General features: G+C 41.3%; 21 protein-coding genes. 9 read left to right on the top strand and 12 right to left on the bottom strand.

Annotated features, from left to right (window positions below):
* Positions 1-121: 121 nt before the first annotated feature.
* The 3 genes from devC to FIS9605_RS0126880 all read right to left on the bottom strand — a co-directional run bounded on the left by devC (position 122) and on the right by FIS9605_RS0126880 (position 4,698).
* Entirely contained in the window at positions 122-1,279 is a 1,158-nt protein-coding gene (gene devC / locus FIS9605_RS0126890) for an ABC transporter permease DevC (RefSeq protein ID WP_026735351.1), read from the bottom strand.
* A gap of 109 nt (positions 1,280-1,388) precedes the next feature.
* Positions 1,389-2,684, bottom strand: coding sequence for an HlyD family efflux transporter periplasmic adaptor subunit (locus FIS9605_RS0126885; RefSeq protein ID WP_026735350.1), 1,296 nt, complete (start codon positions 2,682-2,684; stop codon positions 1,389-1,391).
* Positions 2,685-3,960: 1,276 nt separating this feature from the next.
* Positions 3,961-4,698: a phycocyanobilin:ferredoxin oxidoreductase gene (locus tag FIS9605_RS0126880; RefSeq protein WP_026735349.1), complete on the bottom strand. Its 738-nt coding sequence runs from the start codon at positions 4,696-4,698 to the stop codon at positions 3,961-3,963.
* A gap of 275 nt (positions 4,699-4,973) precedes the next feature.
* On the opposite strand from FIS9605_RS0126880, the gene FIS9605_RS0126870 reads away from it, so the two are divergent.
* Positions 4,974-5,213, top strand: a complete 240-nt coding sequence (locus tag FIS9605_RS0126870) for a hypothetical protein (protein WP_026735348.1) — start codon at positions 4,974-4,976, stop codon at positions 5,211-5,213.
* 142 nt (positions 5,214-5,355) lie between these two features.
* Here FIS9605_RS0126870 and FIS9605_RS0126865 read toward each other — a convergent pair whose 3' ends face one another.
* Positions 5,356-6,030 (bottom strand): ABC transporter ATP-binding protein, encoded by a 675-nt coding sequence (locus tag FIS9605_RS0126865; protein WP_026735347.1) that lies wholly within the window; start codon positions 6,028-6,030, stop codon positions 5,356-5,358.
* Positions 6,031-6,391: 361 nt separating this feature from the next.
* On the opposite strand from FIS9605_RS0126865, the gene FIS9605_RS0126860 reads away from it, so the two are divergent.
* The 3 genes from FIS9605_RS0126860 to FIS9605_RS0126850 all read left to right on the top strand — a co-directional run bounded on the left by FIS9605_RS0126860 (position 6,392) and on the right by FIS9605_RS0126850 (position 8,402).
* A complete protein-coding gene (locus tag FIS9605_RS0126860; protein WP_026735346.1) occupies positions 6,392-7,330 on the top strand; it encodes a Sll0314/Alr1548 family TPR repeat-containing protein in 939 nt (312 codons plus the stop codon).
* A gap of 163 nt (positions 7,331-7,493) precedes the next feature.
* Positions 7,494-7,955 carry a DUF3531 family protein gene (locus FIS9605_RS0126855; protein ID WP_026735345.1) on the top strand — a complete coding sequence of 154 codons (462 nt, stop codon included), beginning with the start codon at positions 7,494-7,496 and terminating at the stop codon, positions 7,953-7,955.
* A gap of 18 nt (positions 7,956-7,973) precedes the next feature.
* Complete coding sequence (locus FIS9605_RS0126850; RefSeq protein ID WP_026735344.1) at positions 7,974-8,402, top strand: NUDIX hydrolase; 429 nt, start codon at positions 7,974-7,976, stop codon at positions 8,400-8,402.
* A 101-nt stretch (positions 8,403-8,503) separates the two neighbouring features.
* Here FIS9605_RS0126850 and hpsP read toward each other — a convergent pair whose 3' ends face one another.
* From hpsP to glmM, 5 genes are all read right to left on the bottom strand, one after another.
* Complete coding sequence (gene hpsP, locus FIS9605_RS0126845; RefSeq protein ID WP_026735343.1) at positions 8,504-9,688, bottom strand: hormogonium polysaccharide biosynthesis glycosyltransferase HpsP; 1,185 nt, start codon at positions 9,686-9,688, stop codon at positions 8,504-8,506.
* Positions 9,689-9,824: 136 nt separating this feature from the next.
* Complete coding sequence (gene hpsO / locus FIS9605_RS0126840) at positions 9,825-11,000, bottom strand: hormogonium polysaccharide biosynthesis glycosyltransferase HpsO (protein ID WP_026735342.1); 1,176 nt, start codon at positions 10,998-11,000, stop codon at positions 9,825-9,827.
* A gap of 77 nt (positions 11,001-11,077) precedes the next feature.
* Positions 11,078-12,091: a hormogonium polysaccharide biosynthesis glycosyltransferase HpsN gene (gene hpsN / locus FIS9605_RS0126835; protein ID WP_026735341.1), complete on the bottom strand. Its 1,014-nt coding sequence runs from the start codon at positions 12,089-12,091 to the stop codon at positions 11,078-11,080.
* 28 nt (positions 12,092-12,119) lie between these two features.
* Complete coding sequence (gene hpsL, locus FIS9605_RS0126830; RefSeq protein ID WP_026735340.1) at positions 12,120-13,781, bottom strand: hormogonium polysaccharide biosynthesis protein HpsL; 1,662 nt, start codon at positions 13,779-13,781, stop codon at positions 12,120-12,122.
* A 340-nt stretch (positions 13,782-14,121) separates the two neighbouring features.
* On the bottom strand, positions 14,122-15,591 hold the full coding sequence (glmM, locus tag FIS9605_RS0126825) for a phosphoglucosamine mutase (protein ID WP_026735339.1): 1,470 nt from the start codon (positions 15,589-15,591) through the stop codon (positions 14,122-14,124).
* A gap of 692 nt (positions 15,592-16,283) precedes the next feature.
* On the opposite strand from glmM, the gene FIS9605_RS0126820 reads away from it, so the two are divergent.
* The 5 genes from FIS9605_RS0126820 (at position 16,284) to FIS9605_RS0126800 (ending at position 20,725) form a co-directional block, all read left to right on the top strand.
* Complete coding sequence (locus tag FIS9605_RS0126820) at positions 16,284-17,003, top strand: biliverdin-producing heme oxygenase (protein ID WP_026735338.1); 720 nt, start codon at positions 16,284-16,286, stop codon at positions 17,001-17,003.
* A 408-nt stretch (positions 17,004-17,411) separates the two neighbouring features.
* Positions 17,412-18,122: a GNAT family N-acetyltransferase gene (locus FIS9605_RS0126815; RefSeq protein WP_026735337.1), complete on the top strand. Its 711-nt coding sequence runs from the start codon at positions 17,412-17,414 to the stop codon at positions 18,120-18,122.
* Positions 18,123-18,339: 217 nt separating this feature from the next.
* Entirely contained in the window at positions 18,340-19,386 is a 1,047-nt protein-coding gene (gene cobW / locus FIS9605_RS0126810; RefSeq protein WP_026735336.1) for a cobalamin biosynthesis protein CobW, read from the top strand.
* Between the two features lie 18 nt (positions 19,387-19,404).
* The gene (locus FIS9605_RS0126805) at positions 19,405-20,187 is read left to right on the top strand and encodes an SDR family oxidoreductase (protein ID WP_231510477.1); all 783 of its coding nucleotides are present in this window, start codon (positions 19,405-19,407) and stop codon (positions 20,185-20,187) included.
* A 58-nt stretch (positions 20,188-20,245) separates the two neighbouring features.
* Positions 20,246-20,725 (top strand): ABA4-like family protein, encoded by a 480-nt coding sequence (locus tag FIS9605_RS0126800; RefSeq protein ID WP_026735334.1) that lies wholly within the window; start codon positions 20,246-20,248, stop codon positions 20,723-20,725.
* A 167-nt stretch (positions 20,726-20,892) separates the two neighbouring features.
* Here the strand turns inward: FIS9605_RS0126800 and FIS9605_RS0126795 are convergent, their stop codons facing one another.
* From FIS9605_RS0126795 to FIS9605_RS0126785, 3 genes are read right to left on the bottom strand one after another with little or no spacing between them, the layout of a single operon-like run.
* Positions 20,893-21,804, bottom strand: coding sequence for an alpha/beta fold hydrolase (locus FIS9605_RS0126795; RefSeq protein ID WP_026735333.1), 912 nt, complete (start codon positions 21,802-21,804; stop codon positions 20,893-20,895).
* Positions 21,805-21,825: 21 nt separating this feature from the next.
* A complete protein-coding gene (locus FIS9605_RS0126790) occupies positions 21,826-22,653 on the bottom strand; it encodes an SDR family oxidoreductase (protein WP_026735332.1) in 828 nt (275 codons plus the stop codon).
* Positions 22,654-22,701: 48 nt separating this feature from the next.
* The gene (locus tag FIS9605_RS0126785; RefSeq protein WP_026735331.1) at positions 22,702-23,391 is read right to left on the bottom strand and encodes a pentapeptide repeat-containing protein; all 690 of its coding nucleotides are present in this window, start codon (positions 23,389-23,391) and stop codon (positions 22,702-22,704) included.
* Between the last annotated feature and the right edge of the window lie 518 nt (positions 23,392-23,909).

Raw genomic sequence — 23,909 nt, 5'->3', positions numbered from 1 at the left:
ATGCTTCGCCCGTACAGTGGTTAGTGGTTAGTAGTTAGTAGCTGGAATATATATATATTGTTATTATTAATCATTAATTATTTCTCATTTAATTCATAATTCATAATTCATAATTCATAATTTAAAAAATGTCCGCTGGGTCAGCATATCGCAATTTACGTACGGCGATCGCACCAGAAATAAAACACATTAAAATCGTCAAAATTAGCACTTGTAGAGCGCGTGTAAAGGTCATAAATACTGGTAATAGTGTTGCTTCTCTCGCTCTTTGATACAAAAATAAAGAAAAAGCAAATCCTGGTATATATCCTAAAAGAGCCAAAATCAAAGCTTCTTGCAGAATCACAATCAGTAAATATTTTTGTGCATAACCTATTGCTTTGAGAGTGGCATATTCAACTAAATGATCTGCCACTTCGGTATAAAGTATTTGATAAACAATCACAGTTCCGACAATGAAGCCCATGATTGTTCCTAAAGTGAAGATAAAGCCAATTGCCGTACTACTTGCCCAGAAATTTCTTTCTTGGTCAATAAATTCTTGTTTGGTTAAAACTTTCACATCTGGAGGTAAATAATTCCTCAAGTCTTTAGCAACAACTGTTGCATCTGCTCCCGGTTTTAATCTAATCAGACCGATATCAATTAATCCCCGCTGGCGATTATTGAATATTCGTAAAAAGTTAAGATCGCTAGTCACTAAATTACCGTCTGCGCCAAATGATGCACCTAGAGTAAATAATCCTCCTACTTTGATTAGCCTTCTCCTGACTTCTGCTGTTACAAGATTACCTTGGTCAAATGTAGTAGCAATTGGTCCGTATTCCTGTCGAGAAGACCTATCGTATAAAACCACATCTGGTAATTTAAGTTTATCTAAATTTTCCTCAATACCTGGCATTTTTAAGATATTAGATGCTGGATTTATACCAATTACAAGTAGGTTGCGAGGGATGCCAGTGACGGGATTTTTCCAACTCGTGTAGTCCAAATATATAGGATGTACGGATTTGACTGCTTGTAAATCTAAAGCCTTATAAAGCCGTCGCTGAGAAAAACTTTTCATAGACAGTAAGGCGCTAGATTTAGGATTGGTTAAAACTATGTCACCCTGCAAACTGTTATGAAAACGAACATTACTGTAATACAAAGAATCTCGAAAACCGAGTTGCATAAACATCAAAATGTCAGCAAAGGCAATTCCTGCAAGTGCCACAGCGAGGCGTGTTTTTTCTCGCTTTAGTTGTAGCCATGCTAAAGGTAATTTATCGCCAAACATGCCAAACATTATGTCTGTCTCCAAATGTTTTTCTGGAACGGAGATGATTTGAATGAATTTAAGATTGAAAAAATCTCAACCTCGAAGAAATTTCATCATTCATAAATTCTTATATTTTTATGGCAGTACGTACCTTGGCATAAGTTAAGGCTGCAACTTTGGCACTATCTTCTGGAGACAGGGCAATTTTGACTTCCACTACTCTTGCATCTACATCTGCGGCTGGATCTGTATTCAATACGTCTTTCTTGCCAACTTTTCTGCCAATTTCAGCGACAGTTCCCTTTAATTCCCCGTTAAAAGCTCCATTATCGCTGGTGATCGTTGCTTCTTGACCAAGACGCACTCTACCAATACTATCTTCGGAAACTTCAGCAACAACAATCATCTGATCGGTTCGTCCAATCTCAGCAATGCCATTTATACCCATAGTTTCTCCAGCCTTAGTATAAATTTTTAAAATTTCTCCGGCCATGGGTGCTTCTACATAGCTCAACCGCAGTTGTGCTTCTGCCCTTTTCAGAGCCGCGATCGCATTTAAATATTGAGCTTGGACTATTTCTAAATTACTGGGGCGAACTTCTAAAAGTCTTTGCAGTCTGGCTTTTTCTTCATCGATTTGCTGTCGCAAAATAGCTATGGTTTTGTCCCGGTTAACTCTGGCTTCTGCTAGTTGCTGTTGCAAAGTTGCGATCGTTTGTCTGCGTGTAGCTTGGCTTTCAGCTAGTTGCTCAGTAGTTGTTACTGCACCCAGACGTCTCCTGTCACGTTCCTGTTGAGAAATCGCACCTTCTCTGTATAACATCTCATAGCGTCGAGCATCGACTAAAGCATTGCGTTGCTCAGCTTGGATACGCGCAATAGTTGCTCCTAATACATCTTGCTGCCCTTGTAATTCAGCTTCTAGGCGATTAATCATGGCTCGCAGAGCAATGCTTTCACCACGCAACTGTGCTGCTAGGCGAGCAATAACTGCTTTTTGGGCTTGAATGTCTTTTGGCAAACCAACTCTGACTTGAGTCCAATTGGCACGAGCCTCTTGCACTTTCGCTCTTGCTTCTTCCAATGCTGCTTTGTTGCTGGTGAAATTATCCAAAACAGCAACTACTTGACCTTTTCTAACACGCTCTCCCTCTTTGACAAGAAGTTGCTCAACTCGTGATGTTCCTTGCACTCCTGCCGGTGCAGAAAGTTTGATCACTTCTCCGCGTGGTTCCAAACGACCGATCGCATTAATGCTAGTCACAACTGGCGTAGCGACTGTAGGCTCGTTGATCTGTTTTAATTGCTCGACTTTCGCCATTGTCAGTACTCCAGCAGCAACTGTTAATGGTAAAGCTATAGCGATCGCCCATAAAGCTTGAGGTTGCTCTCTGAAAGTTGACTGTTCTGTTGCTCTTGACATCGTATGTTACCTACCCTTTTGTTTGAAATTTGCTAATGGAAGCAAAAAGTAGTGAATTAGGCATAGTTATATTTATCAAAAAGAGTTTTTAGCCAACAGATAGACACTAAAAATCAACAACAGCTACTTAATGCAAATTCTCGCTGCAAAATCTTTGTATTAATAAAATTCAATGCCAATTTTTTGCAATATGGCGCTCTCTATCTGCTGGCTATTAAATAGCTCTCTCCTATGATTTAATCTTGAGTTTAACGGAGGGTTAGAAAAATTAAGAACTAACTAAGCTACTTTCTTGTAAGTCTACAAAGTTTTGAAATTTTAATTGTTCATTTTGAATTATTTTGCCCCTTTATCCAGATAATATTTTTGTTGTTATTAATACTAGGTTGCAGTCAAAGATAGTACTTCCTTCACCCCGCCTGTCGGCACCCCTCTCCCAAATTGGGAGAGGGGAGAGGGAGAGGGCACGGATTGCTATATCTGAACACAATTTGGTATAAACCTTGATTAAAGTTGCAAAGGGAAAAAATACGGCGTACATATAGATAAAGTTAGTTAAAACGAACTCAATCAATATCGAATCAGCTCATCACATACATGAGTTATGAGCCAATAAATTTATTTATTGATAGACAATCAAACAGGTAAAATCTACCTATTAAAACTAATTAAACTTTAGTGGAATATGTCATTAATTTTAGTTTTTTGTAGCAAGTACTTTAAATATATAGAGGTTTTTCGTAAAGGTAGCACTTCACTACGAACTAAATTAGATACACCTGGCTGGTTGAAGAGATGCAGTGGAGTTTAAAGGCAATGTTACGTTACTGCGATACTTAACTTATTGCCACGGCGAAGCTACTGATATCTAGTTAAGTTATTTGAGTTGAATGGGAGTCAATCGCGACTGTGTGCTTTTCTCCTATCAACAATTAATTACAGTTCCTAACATTAGTCTTTACATATCTACTGCTAAAATGTTGCTCCTCTGCCTAATGTTGTTATCTTACTCCATTTTATTAATCTCGTTAGATGAATTCTACATTAACAAGTTTCCGTGAAAGGTAACACAGCCTACAGATGATAAGTAATCAGCAATTAAACCTTAAAAACTTAGAAATTACGCCCAACGTCAATTAAAATATAAAGAGAGTATCAAAGGAAAAAAAGATGAAGGATAAAGAATAAAGATTAGTTAATTTGTTCACTCTTTAACACTTCATCTTCACAATATCACTAGCAACTCATCACTAAAGATGAATTTCTGGAGAAATGATTAATTTGGCAGGTCAAATAAAACAGTATTCATATAATTATTAGCCCATTCTGAACCAAAAGCTTTTTCTAGTACGCGACGGGTTTTGTCGTTTTGCTGCTGTTTGGTGCAGTAGTTATGTTGTCCAGCAATAACTTCTGTTATCTTTTCAGGAGAAACAGGTTTAGAGGCGATCGCATTTTGGCAATGAATTTCTAAAAATGCTTGTACGCGTTTTAAAAACATCGTTTCTTCTGCGGAAGAACTCGGACGCACGAATATGCAAAACTCAGAAAAAATATCTCCCCATTCTGGCAATTCACGTGGTTGAGAAAAATTGAGCGCAGGCAACGCCACTAGTGCGGAAGTATAAGATTGTGGTAAGGAGTGGTCAGAACTGACTGGTGAAAGATCGGCGATCGCTGCACTAATTTGACCCCTACCTCCAACTAAGTCACAACCAAACATCGGCAGGTCGTATTCCGGACGTGGAAACATCACACAATGCAGAATATCTAGCATGTTTCCCACCTTTGCCAGTTCTAGGTGCATTTTCCGGAACTGAGGGGTTTGATAACAGCGATTTTCAATAGTCAGCTTCTCACCCTCCAGCCTACCTTCCACATACCCTAACTCCGCAGGCAAATGGTAGGGCGAAAGGTCTAAGTGCTGATGCCAAACTGCTTCAATACAATCGGCCAGCTGACGAATTAGAGGATGTTGTTGTTCGCGCAGTGAGGGGATAGAAGTAGTTGACATCTTTAAACCCAGGAATCTTATCTAGTGGCTAGTGTACAGCCCACTAGGTACGACCCAATCCAGCTTGCAACATAATCAAACACTTTCTCGTGGTTGGTGGTTAGTAGTTAGTGGTTGTTTGGGAATTTTCCAACCAACCAACAACTACCAACAAACAACAAAACCTAAAAAGTTAAGTTATTAAACAACCTCTTTCCCAAAGCATTACTTATTTTGTAGTCTTAGTTACAGAAATATTTTTAAACTTGTTTATCGAGTAAGGCTAAAACAAAGCCATGAAAGTAGATTTTGGTAGACTAGATTTCCCCATACAAGCCAAAAGGCAAGATTTAGATCTGAAAACAAAACAGCAGCATTTTCAAACGGGTAGTTGGGTAAAGCTTTTGGAACTTCCCAACCCCTACAGCTTCGACGAAGCACTGCTACTATGTCCGATCTCAGAAAATGAGTGGGTAGCCTGGATACCAGATCATGGAGAAGCATTACTGCATACCAGGCAATTCAGAAAAATTTAGTCAAGAGTTAGTAGTTAGTAGTTAGTGGTTAGTGGTTGTAGAGACGTGCCATGGCACGTCTGTACATTAGTGGTTAGTGGTTAGTGGTTGTTAACTATGCCCAATGCCCAATGCCTACTCTCCCACTCTCCCACTCTCGATATCACGCTACCGAAAGAGGTTCTTCAACCTTGCTTCTCAGTGTCAAAGGGTCAATTGCTTCGAGTTCACCATGCTTGATACTCCAGCAACGATCGGCGACTGCTAACATATCCCCAGCATCGTGGGTTACTACCAATAGCGTCCAATCTTTTTTTAGTTTCGCCAATAAACTCACCAGTTGCCGACGCATCGACCAATCCAAGCCAGCTGTGGGTTCATCCAACAATAATAAATTTGGCTGGCGAATTAACTGCACAGCCAAAGCCAAACGTCGCTGCTGACCCCCACTTAAAGCATGGGGTGGTGTGCTTAATGATAAATGCTCTAATCCCACTTCTTGCAACGCCAGCTTGACTCTTTCTGTTCCCAATTCTGGATGTCCCAAGCGCAGTTCTTCCAAAATCGTACCGCCACAAAAATGCCGTTCGGGAAACTGAAACACCAATCCCGCTAATTGCTGTAGCTGTTCGGCAGTAAGCATTTGTTCGTGCCAAAAAACAGAACCAGATGTGGGTTCGGCTAATCCAGACAAAATTTCGAGTAACGTACTTTTCCCAGAACCACTAGGTCCAATAATCAGACCCAGCTGTTGGGGTGCCAAGTCCAGATTAGTTGATTTGAGAATCGCTGTTGGACAAGCTGTGGGATGATAAACTACATTTCTAAGATAGAGCATTTGTTAAGATTACCAAAAAGTCAGCAACTTATTTGTTAACTACACTGCGAGCAGCTGCAAAGTCCCGAAAAAAAATTTATAGCGCATTCGCTATGTTCATACCTTAATATGTAACAGCTATAAACATACTGCTTTTGTCGAAAGCAAAGAACAAATGAAGACGCCACTCCTACTCATCTCAATTGTGGCAAACTTAACTTGGAACGACAGCTATAACAAACATGGGAACCTACTAACATTGCCACAGTCACAATATATACAGAATTTTGCCTGACACAGCCGCAAGTCTTGGTTTATTTTTTGAATTTTAAGTACCACACAAAACAATTTCAACAGTAATCCTTCTGAAGGAAACGTAAAAATGAGTGAAAGGTTCCCATTTGGGCAAGCAATTGTGTCTGCTAGGCTTGCAACTCTTGCTAAAATTGCTTTTGCAGCGACTTTAGTGCTGAATGTGTGGATTGCTCCCTCTGTTGCTGCCGATCCTTTTCGTGCGAAAGAAGCACGCAAAATTGGTGACAAAACCGAAGCCGCATTCAATGCTATTTTTCAACAAGGCGACTATAAGGCGGCAGAGGCTTACCTACAACAAGCATTGTCTAGCGAGTCAAATGAACCTCTAGCCTACGCAATGAAGGCATCATTAGCATATGCCAATCAGGATTGGGCAGCGCTAGAGACTTACAGTAAGAAAACTCTCGAAATTGCCCAAAAGCTGATTTCTAGCGACCCTTTACGTGGAAATATTTATACCGCAGTTGGTCATTTTTTAGAGGGAGCAGCTTTTGTTCGTCGTGAAGGAACAGTCAACGGTGCACCACAGGCATTAACTAAGCTGCGGGAAGTTTATAAATATTTAGACCAAGCTGAAGCTATTTCTGCCAACGATCCAGAACTGAATTTACTCAAAGGCTATATGGATTTGATGCTAGCCGTGAATTTGCCTTTTGCTAATCCCCAACAGGCAATAGCACGGTTAGAACAAAGTGCTGGCCCTGAGTATTTAGCAGTTCGAGGTATTGCCTATGGCTACAGGGATTTAAAGCAATACAATAAGGCACTGGAATATGCAGAACGTGCTTTGAAGAAGACATCCAATAACCCAGAAGTGTATTATCTCAAAGCCCAAATCTTGCGAGAGATGGCGAAGAAAGACAAAAATCCAAAACTCCTACAGGAAGCGATAAATAATTTTGACCAAGCGCTGACGAGAAAAGCTCAGCTCCCAGCTGATTTAGTGCGACAGATTCAACGCGAACGCCGTAAAGCTGCCGAGGATGTTGCTCAAGCTCGAAGGTAGACAGTAGTTGTTGGTGGTTGGTGGTTAGTGGTTATTAGTTAGTGGTTAGTGGTTAGTAGTTGGTGGTTGGCCGTCTCCCACTCTCCCACTCTTCCACTCCCCCATCTCCCTTACAATTAATTTGGTGGTTTTGAGCAAGAGTTAAGTTAAGAAATTTTAAGTAATGAAAATACAGTTTCGCGAAGTAGATCCTTTTGATGTGTGGATTTGGCTGAAGTTCAGCACCGTACCTTCCCAACGTGAAAAGGAGTATGTAGAAGAGCTTTTTGACTCCTGGTTTTACCTCGGCAAATTGGGTGCATTTAATGCCGAAAATTTACAGGTACAAGAAACAGGATTAGATATCAGCTACATGAATTATGACTCAGAAGCATATGATCGCAGTTTGCTGGCGCTGATGCATAACAAGGGTGACTTTGAGTATCAAGGTGAATGGGCACGCTGCTGGTTTGACTTGGGAACTTCAGATGCGATCGCCCTAGATATTCTCGTCAATGCCCTTCAGCAGTTGGGTGTGGAATACGTCACTATCGATGAAGTTTACATTGGTGGTGAAAATGAAGATTGGCCTGTTGAAGAAAGTGACAGTCGTCCTTCATTCATATACGATAACTACGATAACTAGCGGCAGCGATTAGTTATTATGCATAAACCCAACGAGATTCGTATGCTTGCCTTGGGGCTTATTCGGGATGGCGAACGCATTTTCTTGTCCCAAGGCTACGATCCACACAAGCAGGAAACTTTTTACCGGGCAATGGGTGGTGGAATTGATTTTGGCGAAACCAGTCTCACAGCGCTACAACGCGAGTTTCAAGAAGAAATTCAAGCTGAATTAACAAATATTCATTACTTGGGTTGTATAGAAAGTATATTTACTTACAACTGTCTACCTGGTCATGAAATCATTCAACTTTATCAATGCGATTTTGTTGACCCCAAGTTTTATCAATTGGAAAAGATAGTATTTGCTGAAGGTAAGCGGCAAAAAACAGCGCTATGGGTAGATATTAGTCGCTTCAAATCTGGAGAATTGAAATTAGTACCTGAGCAGTTTTTAGGATTTCTATAAAAATAGTTCTTTGTTAGTAGTTCTTTGTTGTTGGGATTTTATTGGTTGCTTCCATAGAGGCGCGTTGGTACAACAAACAACAATCAACTAACAACCAACAACTAACAACCAATTAATATTTGCTCGTATGCTTGGATTGTTTGACGGGCGATCGCATCCCAACTGTAATGCTGCAATGCATATTCTTGGGCACGTAATCCCCGTCGTTGGCATTCGGAAGGATTTTGCAAAGCGCTGCGAAGTAACTCAGTCAGTGCTGGCACATCTGTTGTAGTCACCCAACCCGACTCACTTTCATGCACTTGTTGACAAATATGCACCTGATCTGAAATCAATACAGGCGTTCCTGCTGCCATTGCTTCAGCTACAGCAATACCAAAGTTTTCATAGTACGAAGGTAAGACGAATAAATCAGCCGCTTGCAGGAGATTAGATTTCAAATCACCAGTAACAAAACCAGTGATAGAAGTGTGCGATCGCAAAGGAGAATTGTGTATTTGCGACTTGATTTTTGCTTCATAATCTGGGTCTTGGGGATTTGTTCCAGCTAAAATAAAGTGAAAATTCAACCCTCCAGCTAAAAGCTTCTCCAAAGCTGGAATTAGCAGATTCAACCCCTTTTTTGGATCAATCCGCGACATAAACAAAACTAGCGGCACATCATCATGAATACCAAAGTACTGACAAACCAAACTTCTCCCCTTTTTAAGAAAGGGTTGAGGGGGATTGACACCCAAGGAAATGACTAAATCTCGTGTCAATATTCCAAATCTTTCAGATACTTTCGCTTCTTGAGTGCTAGTAAAATGAATCGCTGCTGCACCAGCTATATTTGCACGTTCTAACATTGCCGCATAAAGCTGTTTTAATTGCCTTTTCTTGCGTAAATCTGCGGGGTCAAGAGTACCCAAAGGACGCAAAATATAGGGAAGCTTTTGCCGACGACAAATCGCCGCAGCGCCGCTACTGACAGGAGAGAATAAAGCATGAATATGGGCTAAATCAAACTCATGGGCGTGACGATCTAACCACTGGAGTAAACCGAGAGAAAATTTGTAGCGTCGGAAAGGGGCACAACGAAAATAAATTATTTCATAGCCGTCTTGTTGAATCGGGCAATTTAGGGGAACATCCAAGGGCTTTTGATTGATATCGCCATTACTGTCAGTTGTCAGAACTGTAACTTGCACACCTTCTCGTGCTAAAGCTGGAGATAATCCCAGTACCATTTGACTGGGGCCACCATAAATGAGGGAAATTGAAGGGACGATTTGGAGAATACGCATATTTGTTAGTAGTTAGTAGTTAGTAGTTAGTAGGAGCGAATTTGAATTGATATCCCGTTAATCATGCCCCAAATATCATGGCTAAACCCGCCTTTACAGTAGTTACTAGTTAGTTTTTACCACTAACCACTATCTACTAACTCTTGACCAATTCTTTATAAAATTCTAGTTGCTGTTTTGCCAAAGCTTTATTTGTATATCGAGCAATTGCTTTTTGATAACCCATTTCACCTAAATTTTCAGCGAAATATGGTTTTTCTATTAATTGCAACATGCAATTAGCAAGCGCTTGAACATTTCCTTCAGGAAATACCAAACCAGCATTACCAATTACATGAGGGATTTCACCAGAGTCAGAACCAATTACAGGTACTTGACAAGCCATCGCTTCGATGAGGACATGACCAAATTGTTCTTTCCAACCAATGGCAGTTAAGGTTTTAAATTTGTAAGTTGTTTCTGATGGTAGTACTAAAGTATTCATTAAATTGATATATTTAGCAACTTCATCGTGAGCAACACTTTCTACTAAAATTATTCTGTCTTTAATATTATTTTCTGCTGCTTTGCTGATTAATTCTGGCTGTAATTCTCCGCGTCCAAGTAGCAGTAATTTCCAAGGATTATCTTTTGGTAATAATGTTAAAGCACTTATTAAAGTTAGTAATCCCTTCTCCTTAACGAAGCGCCCAACAAACCCTATAACAAATTCCCCTGATTGAATACCTAATTTTTTGGCTAACTCCGGTTGGGGTTGGGGTGTAAATATATTTTCATCAACACCTAATTGTGGCATCACTTTAATGAGACCTTGGTATCCGCGTTGCCGTAAAATCTGGGCACCATCCTGATTACCAGAAATGATCCCGTGGCTATTTTGCAGATTATATTTTTCTAACAGTGAAACCGGAAATTTTAATTCATATGGTAGATTCCACCAGGTAAAAAATAAATTCTTAGCTTTTAAACCCAGTAACTTATTTAATGTAATTGTTTGAGCATAAGCAAGACTTCTAGACGCTTGTTCTACTTGGATAACTTGGGGGCGAAACTGCTGTAACAAAGATACTAAATCTGCACCAAAAGTTAGCAGCCCCTGATGATTTTGACTGAAATTAGAAACAGGTACTATGCGAAACTTACCTTCATCTAGGTATTGCGTTTCAATAATTCTGTTTTGTACACCACCTGGCCGCCAGCGCTTTGGCACTACAACCGTTACTTCAATATCCGCTTCTAGTTGAGATAAAATACGTAATTTATCGCAATTAAGATCTACGGTATAGGTATGACTAGCTACTAAAATTTTCATGAAAATGAGGAATTGGAGATGGGGAGATGGGGAGATGGGGAGAATAATTACTAACCACTAACTACTAACTCTTGGCTTCACAAACTTTCGATTTGTTTATCGAGACGAGTGTAAATTTGACCATCATTCCAAGGTGATTGAATGATAGTACCCAAGGCTTTGACAAAGCCCAAAGTGTAAAAAATGGTGCGCGTAAAAATTTTGATCGGGGAACCACTCTTATGACAAGGGGGGCGTCCGAGGACGTGACAGTCAAATAAACGAACGTAGAGGTGTAAAGCTTGACTGAAGGTAAGATTTTTCAACCCCATTAGGAAATGATTGTGGTAAAAGGTAAGTTGATACTGGAGCGATCGCATACTAATATCATGGCAACCGCCTGTCTCTTCCCCTAAATGCACTAAACAAGCTTCTGGGTCGTACCAAATCTTATATCCGGTCTGTCGCAAGCGCAAACAAAAATCAGATTCTTCTCGTACTGCACTACCGCGAAATCTCTCATCAAAGTGCAGTCCATGTTTAGTAAAAATCTCGCGGCGAAACGACATATTGCAACCCCTTGCTGTTAATACTTCTTGGGGTTTGACTGTATGCACTAAATCAATGTAATACCAAGCAATGCCTGGGTCCATCGCCTGGGGAGGTAGATATTCGATACTCCTATAGGGTGCATCTCCCTGCGTTCTCCCTTGGGCGGTATCAGCTATTTTCATCCGGTCAAAAACTCGACCAGCAACAGCCCCTATCTCTGGTTTTTCCAGATAGTTTTTCACATGAGCTGTTAGAAATCCAGGCTCTAGTTTAACATCATCATCAATAAATAAAACTATGTCACCTTTGGCGCGCCGTACCGCATAATTACGTGCCCCTGGCAAACTCGCCCAATTCAGACGGAACCATTGAATTTTACCTGCTGCGGCTTGTTCTGTTAAAAAAGCTTCTATTTCTGTCTGATGTTTGAGAGTTTGATCTACTACCAAAACTTCAAAATTTGGGTAGTCCTGCTTGAGTATATCCACTAGGCTATCCTGGAGTGGTTCTTCACGACCATAGGTCGGAATAATTACAGAAATTAAAGGCTTCTCATTCATTGTCTATTTAACCTATTCCAGGAAAATATTAATTTTTTATACGTGATTTTTTGGTATTTGTTTTTTCCTCAATATTCTCCTCATTATTCTTTTCTTGTTTATCGAGTATTGGCAATTTGAAAATAATTCCTGCACAAAACCAGTAATAAACAGCTACCGGATCTACATCCAGAGGGTAGTAGTAAGTGTTGTAGCTAATAAAAAGTATAAACACCCACATAGCAGCGCCGTAACTGCGGAAATTACGGTTTTTTACCGAACGATAAGTCCGAAAGGCAGTAATTGTTAGGGTAGTGACTAAAGCTACGAATCCTAGTAACCCAAATATTCCTACTTCGTAGAGGACTTTGGGATAATAGGTTTCTACTAGTTTGGCTTGACCTAGGGCACGGGCGGAGTTAGTGGCGCGACCTAAACCACTTCCGAAAGGCCCGTCTACATTTTTCCAATTCTCCTCAAATTGCTGGAGGATAAAGTCGTAGGGAGGTGAAGCATTCCAGCGACCAACAAAGCTATCGATTCTCTCTTGTACTACAGTGGGATTAGTGGCGATCGCAATTCCCAGAATGAGGGCGAGTCCTCCAAATATCGGGATAAAGCGTTTGAGGTTGCCGATTTGACCAGTTAACACCAGCAACATTACAAAGCAGACTGGCACTAAGGCTAAGGCTATTCTCTGTCCAGATATAACTGCATTGACAAATACCAATGCTGTTGAAACTAAACCGACAATCCGCCAAATTATCGAGGGGTCGCTGAAGCCAGTAGCAAAAGTAAAAAAGGTGCTAGAAATTATAAACCATGCCCACTGCCAAGGAGCAACAAAAGTTCCTGGCAAGCGAATCATTCCCTGACTAGGACTATAAACTAGCGATCCACCAAAAAAACACCGCGCTTCCAGTGAGGCTTTAAATAAGGCTGACCCTACAGCATTTCTGGTACCTTCACATACCCCAGTTAGCAGCAGCAGATATTGAATAAGTCCCAGTACACAGGCAAGGAATATCAAGACAATCTGTAAGCGCGAAATCAATAGGAAATCCCGCTTACTGCGAATCAGATAGTAAGTACAAGCAATTAGTGGTAAATAGCCTAAAAATACTTTCAAACCCAGAATTCCCATTCCGATAGGGAATTCTTTCGGTGCTTCTTTAAACAGGGCAGGTGGAGGTGGGTTAAACTGCTGCGAACCATTTACAAACAGCAATGTTAGGATGCATGAGCCTAATAAAATATACAGTGGTGTTTTGATTTGTTTGGGAATAATTAGGGATAACCCCTGTTTGCGGCAACTCTGCCAAATTGAAATTAGTGCCGGAACATAGAAAGAGTCTTTTGCTAGTTGCAGTATGGGACTATTACCGATGTAGTAAGTGATAGTACCCCCAAATGGCACGTAAATCATAAAGGCAATAATAGCTGGGCGGGGATATTTGTAAGCAAGGGACATGATAATGATTCCCAACACAGCCGGGGCTGCTGCCTTTATTCCACCTACTAAAAAAAGAAGAAAGCCGATAAATAAACCACCACCAAAAGCAGCACTGAGTAAGTTAGTAAGTTCTTTGCGTGCTTGTGCAGCTTTGCGCTTTTTGGCTAAACGTTCTTTAAGGGTAAGAGTTGGAGTTTCCTGACTTTGCTGCTTTTTTGTTTTTTTATTTTTCTGAGATTTTGATTTCGATTTCGGCATGGTGGTGGTACAAATACGCCCTTGGGAAGAAGGCATGGGGCAAAGGGCATGGGGCAAAGGGCAAGGGGCATAGGAAAAATCAGTACTTCAATTCCCAATGCCCAATTCCCAATTCCCGATGCCCAATTCCCCATTCCCCACTCCTTTTCATCTGTCCTAGTATACGTAGTCGAACATAACTACTTATTATTCACACCAATATAGCGGTTATCACTGAGAAAAACCGCCATAAATAGCAGAGGTCGCAGGTTAGACAAATAGCCAAAGTAGGCTTATTTACTACCTGCGACCAAAAATTTGGTATGTGAAAGTGATTAAAAAGCTATGAAGAGAAATTAACTTACACTGCTAAATGTTGCTGGACTTGCAGTACTAACTCATTAGTCCAGTAGTTGGCTAGTTCAGCTGCTTCTGCTTCCACCATGACTCGGATCACTGGTTCTGTACCAGAGGCACGGACTAAAATTCTGCCAGCATCACCCATTGCGGCTTCAGCGCGGGCGATCGCTTCTTGCAGGGGTTGGCATTCTTTCCACCCGACGCGCTTAGTACGGTCTTCTACACGTACGTTCCGCAATAATTGCGGATAGGTATGAAAGCTTTCATTCACCATTTCCATGAGAGGAACACCAGCTTGCTGCACTAAAGCTGCTAAATGTAAGGCTGTGAGTAAACCATCTCCAGTAATGCCATAGTGACGGCACAAAATATGACCGGATTGTTCTCCACCTAGCATCCCCCCAGTCCGGTGCATTTCCGCTTGCACGTACTGATCGCCTACTGCTGTGCGAATTAGCTTGCCACCGCTTTGTTTCCACGCCCTCTCAAAGCCTAAGTTTGCCATGACGGTAGACACGATTAAGTTATCCGGCAGTTCTTGCTTTTGCTGCAAGTACCGTCCCCAGAGGTAGAGGATGTAATCACCATTGACTTGCCGTCCGCTATTGTCTACCGCTAACACGCGATCGGCGTCGCCATCAAAAGCAAAGCCCAAGTCGGCATTGTGTTCACGAACAGCCGCTTGCAGAATATCTAGGTGAGTCGAACCGCAGTTAACGTTGATGCGATCGCCATCCGGTTGATGATGCAAGCAGATGACTTCTGCCCCCATTGACTCAAACACCGATGGTGCTAACCCAACTGCTGCTCCCCAAGCCAAATCCAAAACAATCTTCATACCCTGAAGATTGACAGCTTGCAAAGGCTGTTTCAATGCCTGTGTGTAATTGACCACCAATTCCGGACGCGAGTAATGTCTGCCGCAATTGTTAATATCAACACCATGTGATGCCACACCCCGCAATCCCGCTTCAATGTCTGTTTGCAAGGCTTGGGATAACTTCAAACCGTCAGCACCAAAAAATTTAATGCCGTTGTCTTCTGGCGGATTGTGGCTAGCAGAAATCATCACTCCGCCGATGGCATCACTATTGCTGGTAAGATAAGCAACACAAGGAGTAGGGCATAAGCCCAAATACCAAACCTCTAGTCCCGCTGCTGTTAACCCTGCACTCAAGGCCATCGCCAGCATATCGCTGGAGTTTCTAGAGTCCTGTCCGACAATCACCGATCCTGGGTAGGAAGACCCAGACCGCAACACAATACCCGCCCAATAACCTATTTGCAACGCTAGAGGTGCACTTAGCAATTCCCCCACTCGTCCGCGAATGCCATCTGTGCCAAACAAGGGAGTAGCGGGTAATGAGATGCTATGAAACCCAAAACCACTTTCAATAGCTTTTTGCGATCCACCAGGTTCGGAAGCAGAACTGCCACCAAGGCCCTGAGTCCGAGTTATAGATGAGACCATAAGTTTAAACACTCCACACAGACACACAGGAGAATAACACTTTAAATTTTTTTCAACAATTCCCCTATGAATAGGTTTTATCACGAGATTTTGTTTATTTTTATTTTGAGAAATTTATTTCAAAATAAGCTTTTTAAGTATAAATGCTTAAGTTTTTCTCAAGTGATTGTAAAAATGACATTAAGTATTTATTTTGACGAGAATTCTACGTGTTCATGAGAAGATGTAACTATCAGTTCGGGTGATAATTACAATCAATTTAGACTTGAGAAACCCATGTTAGCTAAAAAACCTGTTAAAACGGTCACTTTTCCATAAAAAAAGCAATTCCATCAAAAATGTAAATAAAAATTAGTGCTGCGTAATAGAAGTTAATGTTGAGCAAATATAACTCTATTGCTTGAGTAGACTTGCTGTGTCAAATTTTATTTAAGTATCGTAACTTAAAAAATATTAATAGAAATTCTCATCAAATAGCTCTACTGTAACGTTTTAGTGGCTTTTTATGAAGGGACTAGGGACTGTGGGGCAAAGGGCATAGGGCATGGAGCATAGGGCAAAGATAATCGTTGAAATCCCAATTCCCAATTCCCAATGCCCGATTCCCAATCCCCAATGCCCAATTCCCAATCCCCAATTCCCAGTAAATCAAAAATTCTGGCAGTTAACCTTTTAAAGCAGAGAAATTTAGCATGAGCAGTAATTTAGCAACCAAATTGCGTGTCGGGACAAAAAAAGCTCACACTATGGCAGAAAACGTTGGTTTTGTCAAGTGTTTTTTAAAAGGAGTAGTTGAGAAAAACTCCTATCGCAAGCTAGTAGCCAACCTCTACTTCGTGTATTCAGCGATGGAAGAGGAGATGGAAAAGCACAAAAATCACCCCATCGTTTCTAAAATAAATTTTCAACAGCTATACAGACAGCGCAGCTTAGAAAAAGACCTCAGTTATTACTACGGTGGCAACTGGCGGGAACAAATCGAACTATCGGCCGCCGGAGAAGCTTATGTACAACGCATCCGGGAAGTCTCTGAAAAAGAACCGGAATTGTTGGTTGCTCATTCTTACACCCGCTACCTTGGCGACTTATCTGGCGGGCAAATTCTCAAAGGTATTGCCAAAACAGCAATGAACTTGAATGGGGATGGCACTGCTTTTTATGAGTTTGAAGACATTGACGATGAAAAAGCATTTAAAAACAAATATCGTCAGGCTTTAGACGAACTACCCATTGATGATGCTACAGGCGATCGCATTGTTGAGGAAGCCAATGCCGCCTTTGGTATGAACATGAAGATGTTCAGCGAATTAGAAGGCAATTTGATTAAAGCGATCGGCGTAATGGTGTTCAACAGCCTCACCCGTCGTCGTACTCGCGGTAGCACCGAAACCGGACTGGCAACCGCTGAGTAATTACCATTAAATCTGAAATAAACAAGTTTTAGGGGTAGTACCCTTGAGATTTCCCGTAGAAAATACGGGCAACCGCAAGGAGACTGCCCCTGATTTAATGAAGGGTGTGGGGATGAGGGAGTGGTAAGATTGGCATCTTCCATTATTCTCCATAAACCATTACAGTTCAGATAAGCCCATAATCCTTTGTAGAGACGCGAAATTTCGCGTCTCTACAGATTAATTTTTTGTACCAACAATCCTTAACTGAACTGTATTGCTCCATAAACACGAAATTATGCCCTGAATTAAAATTCGGTCGCTCAAGCTGAAATGAATGATTAAACTCGTTGGAAACGGGTTTAAGCTAAAGTGTGGAAATTTATTTCACGGCGTTATTGCAACTGATGCAACCAGCAGCAACAGCCAATGCAGCATCCTCAAGTGACACAAATTAACCAGTATTGGGCAAATCGTTTGCAGTGTTCACCAACTGTTTTTGAACGCTCAGGGACAATCGCGATCGCAACTGAGCAGCCAGAAACATACTCGCGTATTATTGTGACTCGGATAACTCAAAGCGCGATCGTGCAAGTTCCTCCAAACTGGGTTGATGCAATCGTAGAAGAACTAGATTTAGATCAAATTGTCACGGCAGAACAAATTTTAGCCACATTTGCTGATGACAAACTTGAATTCGGTTGGCGTGATTTCATTTGGTACTTTCCACCCGATGCGCTTGCGTCTTCACTGGATCAGCGAGTGCGATCGCTCAATGAGAACGATCAAAAAGCTTTAGAGCAGTTGCTAGAAGCTTGTTCTGAGGAAGAACGCGAATTAGGAAACGTCAACTTAAATCAAGCGCTTCCAGTGGGATTATTTGACCAAAGCATTCTTATTTCCGTTGCTTCTTTTATTTTCGATGGTGATAGCGTAGCGGATGTTGGTGTTATTACTCATCCGAATCATCGTGGTCAAGGACTAGGGAGATTAGTTGTATCAGAACTCATTCGTCAGGGTATTGAATGTAAACGAATCATTCAATACACAACACAAGAGAAAAACCTTAGCTCTAAACGTTTAGCAGAATCACTTGGCTTCTGGCTATACGCTGTTGAAGAAGGAATTTATGTGGAGTAGATGAGTCGGGAGGACAAAGTATTGAAACTGCGGAACTAAAGCCAAAGAAAAACCCAGCAACAGGCTGAATATTTTCGAGTTTCACATAGATTTTCAGCTTAAAATAGCAAAGGCTATTTTCCACGCCAGTCTCACCTCAGTATTTATATAATTAAATTATACATAGTAAATACTGTAGTGTCTCTATAAAAAGTAAGTTTACAAAACATTTCTCAGCATGACCGCAAAAATACCTGTCACCGTAATTACCGGATTTTTAGGAAGTGGTAAAACCACTCTGATTCGCCACTTGCTACAAAACAACCAAGGACGACGGATTGCCGTTTTAGTCAATGAATTTGGTGAACTTGGTATAGATGGCGAACTGTTGAAATCCTGTCAAATTTGCCCAGAAGATAGCGATAGTGAGAATAATATATTTGAATTAACCAACGGCTGCTTGTGCTGCACAGTGCAAGAAGAATTTTTGCCGACAATGCAACAATTACTCAAGCGGCGAGATAGTATTGATTGCATTTTGATCGAAACCTCTGGTTTAGCCTTACCGAAACCACTGGTGAAAGCTTTTCGCTGGCCAGAAATTCGTTCTGGTGCAACAGTGGATGCTGTAATTACTGTGGTAGATTGTGCAGCAGTAGCAGCTGGAACATTTGCCAGCAATCCGGAAGCAGTGGAAGCACAAAGGCAAGCAGATGATAGTTTAGAACACGAAACACCACTGCAAGAATTGTTTGAAGACCAACTTGCTTGTGCAGATTTAGTGATTTTGAATAAAACTGATTTAATCGATAAAGGAACAAAAGCGAAAGTAGAGGATTTAGTTAAACAAGAGTTACCTAGAGTGGTGAAGATAGTAGAGAGTAGTGAAGGTAAACTTGACCCATCTATATTATTAGGATTCCAAGCTGCAGTTGAAGAAAATTTAGATAGCCGTCCCAGTCATCACGACAGTGAAGAAGACCACGATCACGACGAAGAGATAACCGCAACTCACCTGATTTTAAACCGAGACTTTGACCCGCAAACATTGCAAAAACAATTGCAAACACTCACCCAACAGCAAGAAATTTACAGAATTAAAGGCTTTGTTGCAGTGCCTAACAAACCTATGCGTTTAGTCATGCAAGGAGTGGGAAGCCGTTTTGAACAATTTTACGATCGCCCTTGGCAATTAGATGAACCAAAGCAAACTCGTTTAGTTTTTATTGGTCGTAAGTTGAATCCACAGGAAATTGAGGTGCAATTGCAAGCAAGCCTATGCTAGTAGGATCGCTCTAGGCAAATGGTACACATGATAGATTATGGTTTGTCAGGTAAAGTTGCTCTTGTAACCGGAGTCAGCAGACACATAGGGATTGGTAGTGCGATCGCCCATTCATTGGCGAAAGCAGGGGCGAGTGTTTTCACGACTTACTATAGACCGTATGATGAGCTGATGCCCTGGCGTAGTCAAGCAACCGAGGCAGAAGAAATAATCGAATCACTGAAATTGGTAGGTGTCAAGGCAGAAGGCTTTGAGGCAAACCTGGCTGAACCTGATATACCCAAGCAAATATTTAACCGAGTCGAGCAATCTTTCGGTTTTGTGGATATTCTGGTTAACAACGCCACCCATGACCAACAGGCAAATATCTACTCATTATCAGCAGATTTACTTGATGCTCATTATGCCGTCAATGTGAGAGCCACTACGCTGCTTTGTGCTGAGTTTGCCAAGCGCCATGATGGACGACCTGGAGGACGAATCATTAATCTGACTTCTGGTCAAAATCTAGCACCAATGCCCGAAAATTTAGCATATGCGATTACTAAAGGAGGAATAGAGGCACTCACCTTAAGCCTCAGCGCTAATCTCGCCAATAAAGCAATAACTGTAAATGCTGTAGATCCAGGCCCGACAAATACAGGTTGGATGAGTGATGAACTAATTTCAGAACTTGAGTTAAAAGCACCCTTCGGTCGTGTTGGTACACCGGAAGACACTACACGTATAGTGTTATTTCTTGCCTCATCACAAGCCCAGTGGATTACAGGACAGATTATTCGTTCCAGAGGTGGACAGTAATTTTTCACTACCTCATATTTAGGATATTCTTCTTACTTATCTACTATTTGTGACAGCTATGACAATTACTCAACTGTTTAATATTGCCAATCTTTTCGTTTTACCATTTTGGGTATTAATGATTTTCTTACCCAAATGGAAAGTTACACAACGGGTAATGGCATCATATATTCCCTTTGTACCGTTGGCAGGAGCATATTTATATTTATTCATCAGCAGCATCACACCAGAAAACGCCCAAGCATTATCAAATCCCCAACTAGCAGACATTGCCCGATTTTTTGCTGATGAAAAAGCTGCTGCTACAGGTTGGATTCATTTTTTAGTCATGGATTTATTTGTGGGACGCTACATTTACTTGCAAGGTCAAAAAACAGGAATTTGGACAATACATTCCCTAGCACTGTGTTTATTTGCTGGGCCGTTAGGATTACTTTCTCACATCTTGACTTACTGGATAGCTAAGAAATTTTTCTTAGATTCAGAAACTGAAACAACAGAAGTAGGAGAAAAAACTGCATCGTCTAGTAGCACATAACTAAATTATCTTCAACTACAGATGATGAGAATTATCATTAGTACAACATTGCATAAGTTAGCGCGAAATTCCTATACAAAACTCTGCGCCCCTTTGCGTTTTCCTTTGCGAGCCTCTGCGTTTCAAAACACCACTCTTTCACGCAAAAAAAGCACAAATTTAAAAACTTAAGAAAATTCATCTATAAACGGCGATATTGCTGTTACAAATTTAGCCGTAGATTCGTATGGTAAAACATTCCGACCGGGAACTTTTATCCCACGCCCTTGAGGCAAAGCTTTCAGGTAGTCAGCTAACCATTCATCCGGCGTGATTTTTTTACCTTCTTTGGCAATACTTGATGTGTTTTCACCCACAACAACTAGTGTCGGTTTGTTTATGGAAACAACCGCGCTACTATAATCGTTCAACCAAAACCCAGCTAAAAAAGAGAAAACTGCATAGCGACTATCGGTATTTTCTGCCCCCGCACGCAAAGTATTTAACCATTCAGCATCAACATTATTACTTGATTCAAAAAGTTGCTTAGTCGAGAAATCACGCAAAAATTTTTCTCTGCGGGCATAGCGATAAAAAATATTTCCCAAAGGCGAATCTAAAAGATTCCAAATCAGTTTTTGTTGCCGTTGTGGTAATTGTTTTTTAATTAAAGGCCAAGCTGGAGGGGCTGCTAGTATCAATCCAGCTATCAAACTTGGTTCCTTTTGAAATAATTCAATGGCAACTGCAAATAAAGCGCCTTGAACTACCACAACTACAGGTTTTTGTACTACTTCTTTTAAAAAGTATTGTAACTGTTGCGCCCAATCACTTGGAGTATAAGCAACATGAGGCTGATCGCTCTCGCCGCAACCAAGTAAATCAGGATTATAAATTGGATTGCGATGTTCTTGGTGATACCATTCACGACAAAACCGCTGCCAAAATTGCCGTGATAACCCAACGCCAATCGGATGAATTAATAGTAGAGGAATACCTACAGGTGCGGAATTTATTGGTTGATACACTTCGTAAGCGCAACGATAATTTTGCCAAGTGTAAAATTGTGTGGGTGATACTATTTTTTCTTGAGTAATCATGGGAACGTATTGCTTTATTTATCAGCTAAAAATCATCTGGGGATAAATGAGCTTATAGCCTGCATCTTTTATCTTTTTATTTGATATCTTGGCATTGTATGCACGCTTGCTGCTAAGGGAAGAATCCCATGTAACTTTGGGTAGATTGTGCATTTCACACACGCGATCGCTCACTTCTCCATTTGTAAGGTTGTCATCATCGACAAGGTTATAAATGCCTTGCAAGCGATGGTGACGGGCAAACTCTATAGCAGCAGTAATATCATCAAGATGAATCCAATTGGCTGGTTCTTTACCATTACCTGGACGAGTTGTACCAGCAATCCGGCTATATATTTTCACTAATTCTCGATTAGGCCCATAAATTCCCCCCAAACGCAAGATACACACGCGGAGGATTTCACTGGTTGCGGAAAGTAATTCTTGCTCAGTCTCATTGAGAATTTTGCCACTAGGAGTTGTTGGTGCAACTGGTGTTTCTTCATCTACCAATGCGCCATTTTGTTCACCGTATACAGAATTGCTACTTGTATATATCAGTTGTTGAACACTGGGCGTTTGCTTTAAAACCGAAACTAAATTACGAGCAGTCTGTAAATAAGTTTCTTCATAGGTATTGACACCTTTTGCGCCAACACTCAAAAGCACCACATCTTGATTTTTTAAGATTGTTTTTAGCCCTTCAAGGTCATTTCCTTGTAATACTACAACTCGTTGGGCTATTGTTTGCAGAGCTGTCACTCGTTCAGGAGTAGTTGTAGTTGCAGTGACAATAAAAGCTTGATTTTGTTGCCAAGATTGGGCAACTACTGAACCCACATAACCACAACCAATTATTGCTACATTCATGAAATTGTTGTTAATTGTTAATTGCGATTAGCCATTAACCATTATCCCCTAGGCATGAACTGTGCCATCAGGCATAATTGCACCGCTGAGATTAGCACCAATCAGTTTCACGAGTAGGCGATCGCCAGAACGAACACGCGCGCCTGTTAAGTCAGCACCCCGCAAATCAGCGCCACTCAAATCGGCTCCAATCAAGTTGGCATTACGCAGGTTAGCTTCTCTCAAGTCCGCTAACAGCAGGTTGGCTCTAAACATATTGGCTTCAGACAAATTCGCACCTCTAAGAATAACTTTGTGCATAAAGGTATCGCTGAGATTAGCGCCAGTCAGGTTGGCGTAACTCATGTTTCTGCCAGATAAATCTTTATTGCTCAAGTTGGCGTGACTGAAGTCTTTACCACTCAAATCTGGGTTAGTCTTTGGTGGTGGTGGTGGCTGATGTTGGTAGGTGGTTCTGGTTTGCGGTTTTTTCGGTGAGGGTGGTGGTGAATTTTTCGGTGCAGGTGATGGGGAGTAATGAGGGATTTGGCGCTTGGTTTTGAGAGAGCGCAATTTTTCCCGAGCTTCATTAATTTCTTGTAACTTTTTTTGCGCCTTCTCTTTGAGGCGCTGGTTATCGTGGGGGATGCGATCGGGATGCCAAATAAAAGCTAAATCTTTATAAGCCTGGTTCACTTCCTCCAGTGTTGCTCCAGGCTCCAAGTCTAACACCCAATAATACCGCTCCAGCTCTCTCATAAGACATTTTGGTGATAATCAACTTAATTATGAGTGATGCATCCAACTATCAGCTTAATTCTTTGTCAATTATTCTTGCTCTGCTGTTGGGTGATTTGTGCTGAAAGCGGGATTTTCCGGTGCATCTAGAACCCAGCTGCGATCGCGCGGTTACGATTCTCTTCCTTAGTATAGACACTCAGAGCGATCGCTGATACATTCCTCCTAAAGCTATTGACGAGCACTACCGCAAACGCTGGACTTATTTAGTACCGACAGACAAAGACCAACTACAGCAACATACCTTATGTGAGCAGGTGCTGAGGTTCGAGAAACACTTTCTAGCCCAATACAAAGAGTATGTGCTTACCCAGATACCACAGGAGGAGCCTTTTGCACAGCTTTTTTATCTGAGAAGGGCAATTGCTCTATCCCGAGCAAGCGATCGCAACTGCTTTAAAAAGGCTTCAGAATAGTAGCAATGTGCAGATACGTCTTGTCGTCGCCGAGACATTATAACGCTATGCAAAAGTTTGAGT

It is taken from the genome of Fischerella sp. PCC 9605, assembly GCF_000517105.1.
Lineage (GTDB): Bacteria > Cyanobacteriota > Cyanobacteriia > Cyanobacteriales > Nostocaceae > PCC9605.
Note: the sequence above shows the minus strand (reverse complement) of the source record. Positions and strands in the feature narration are given on the sequence as shown.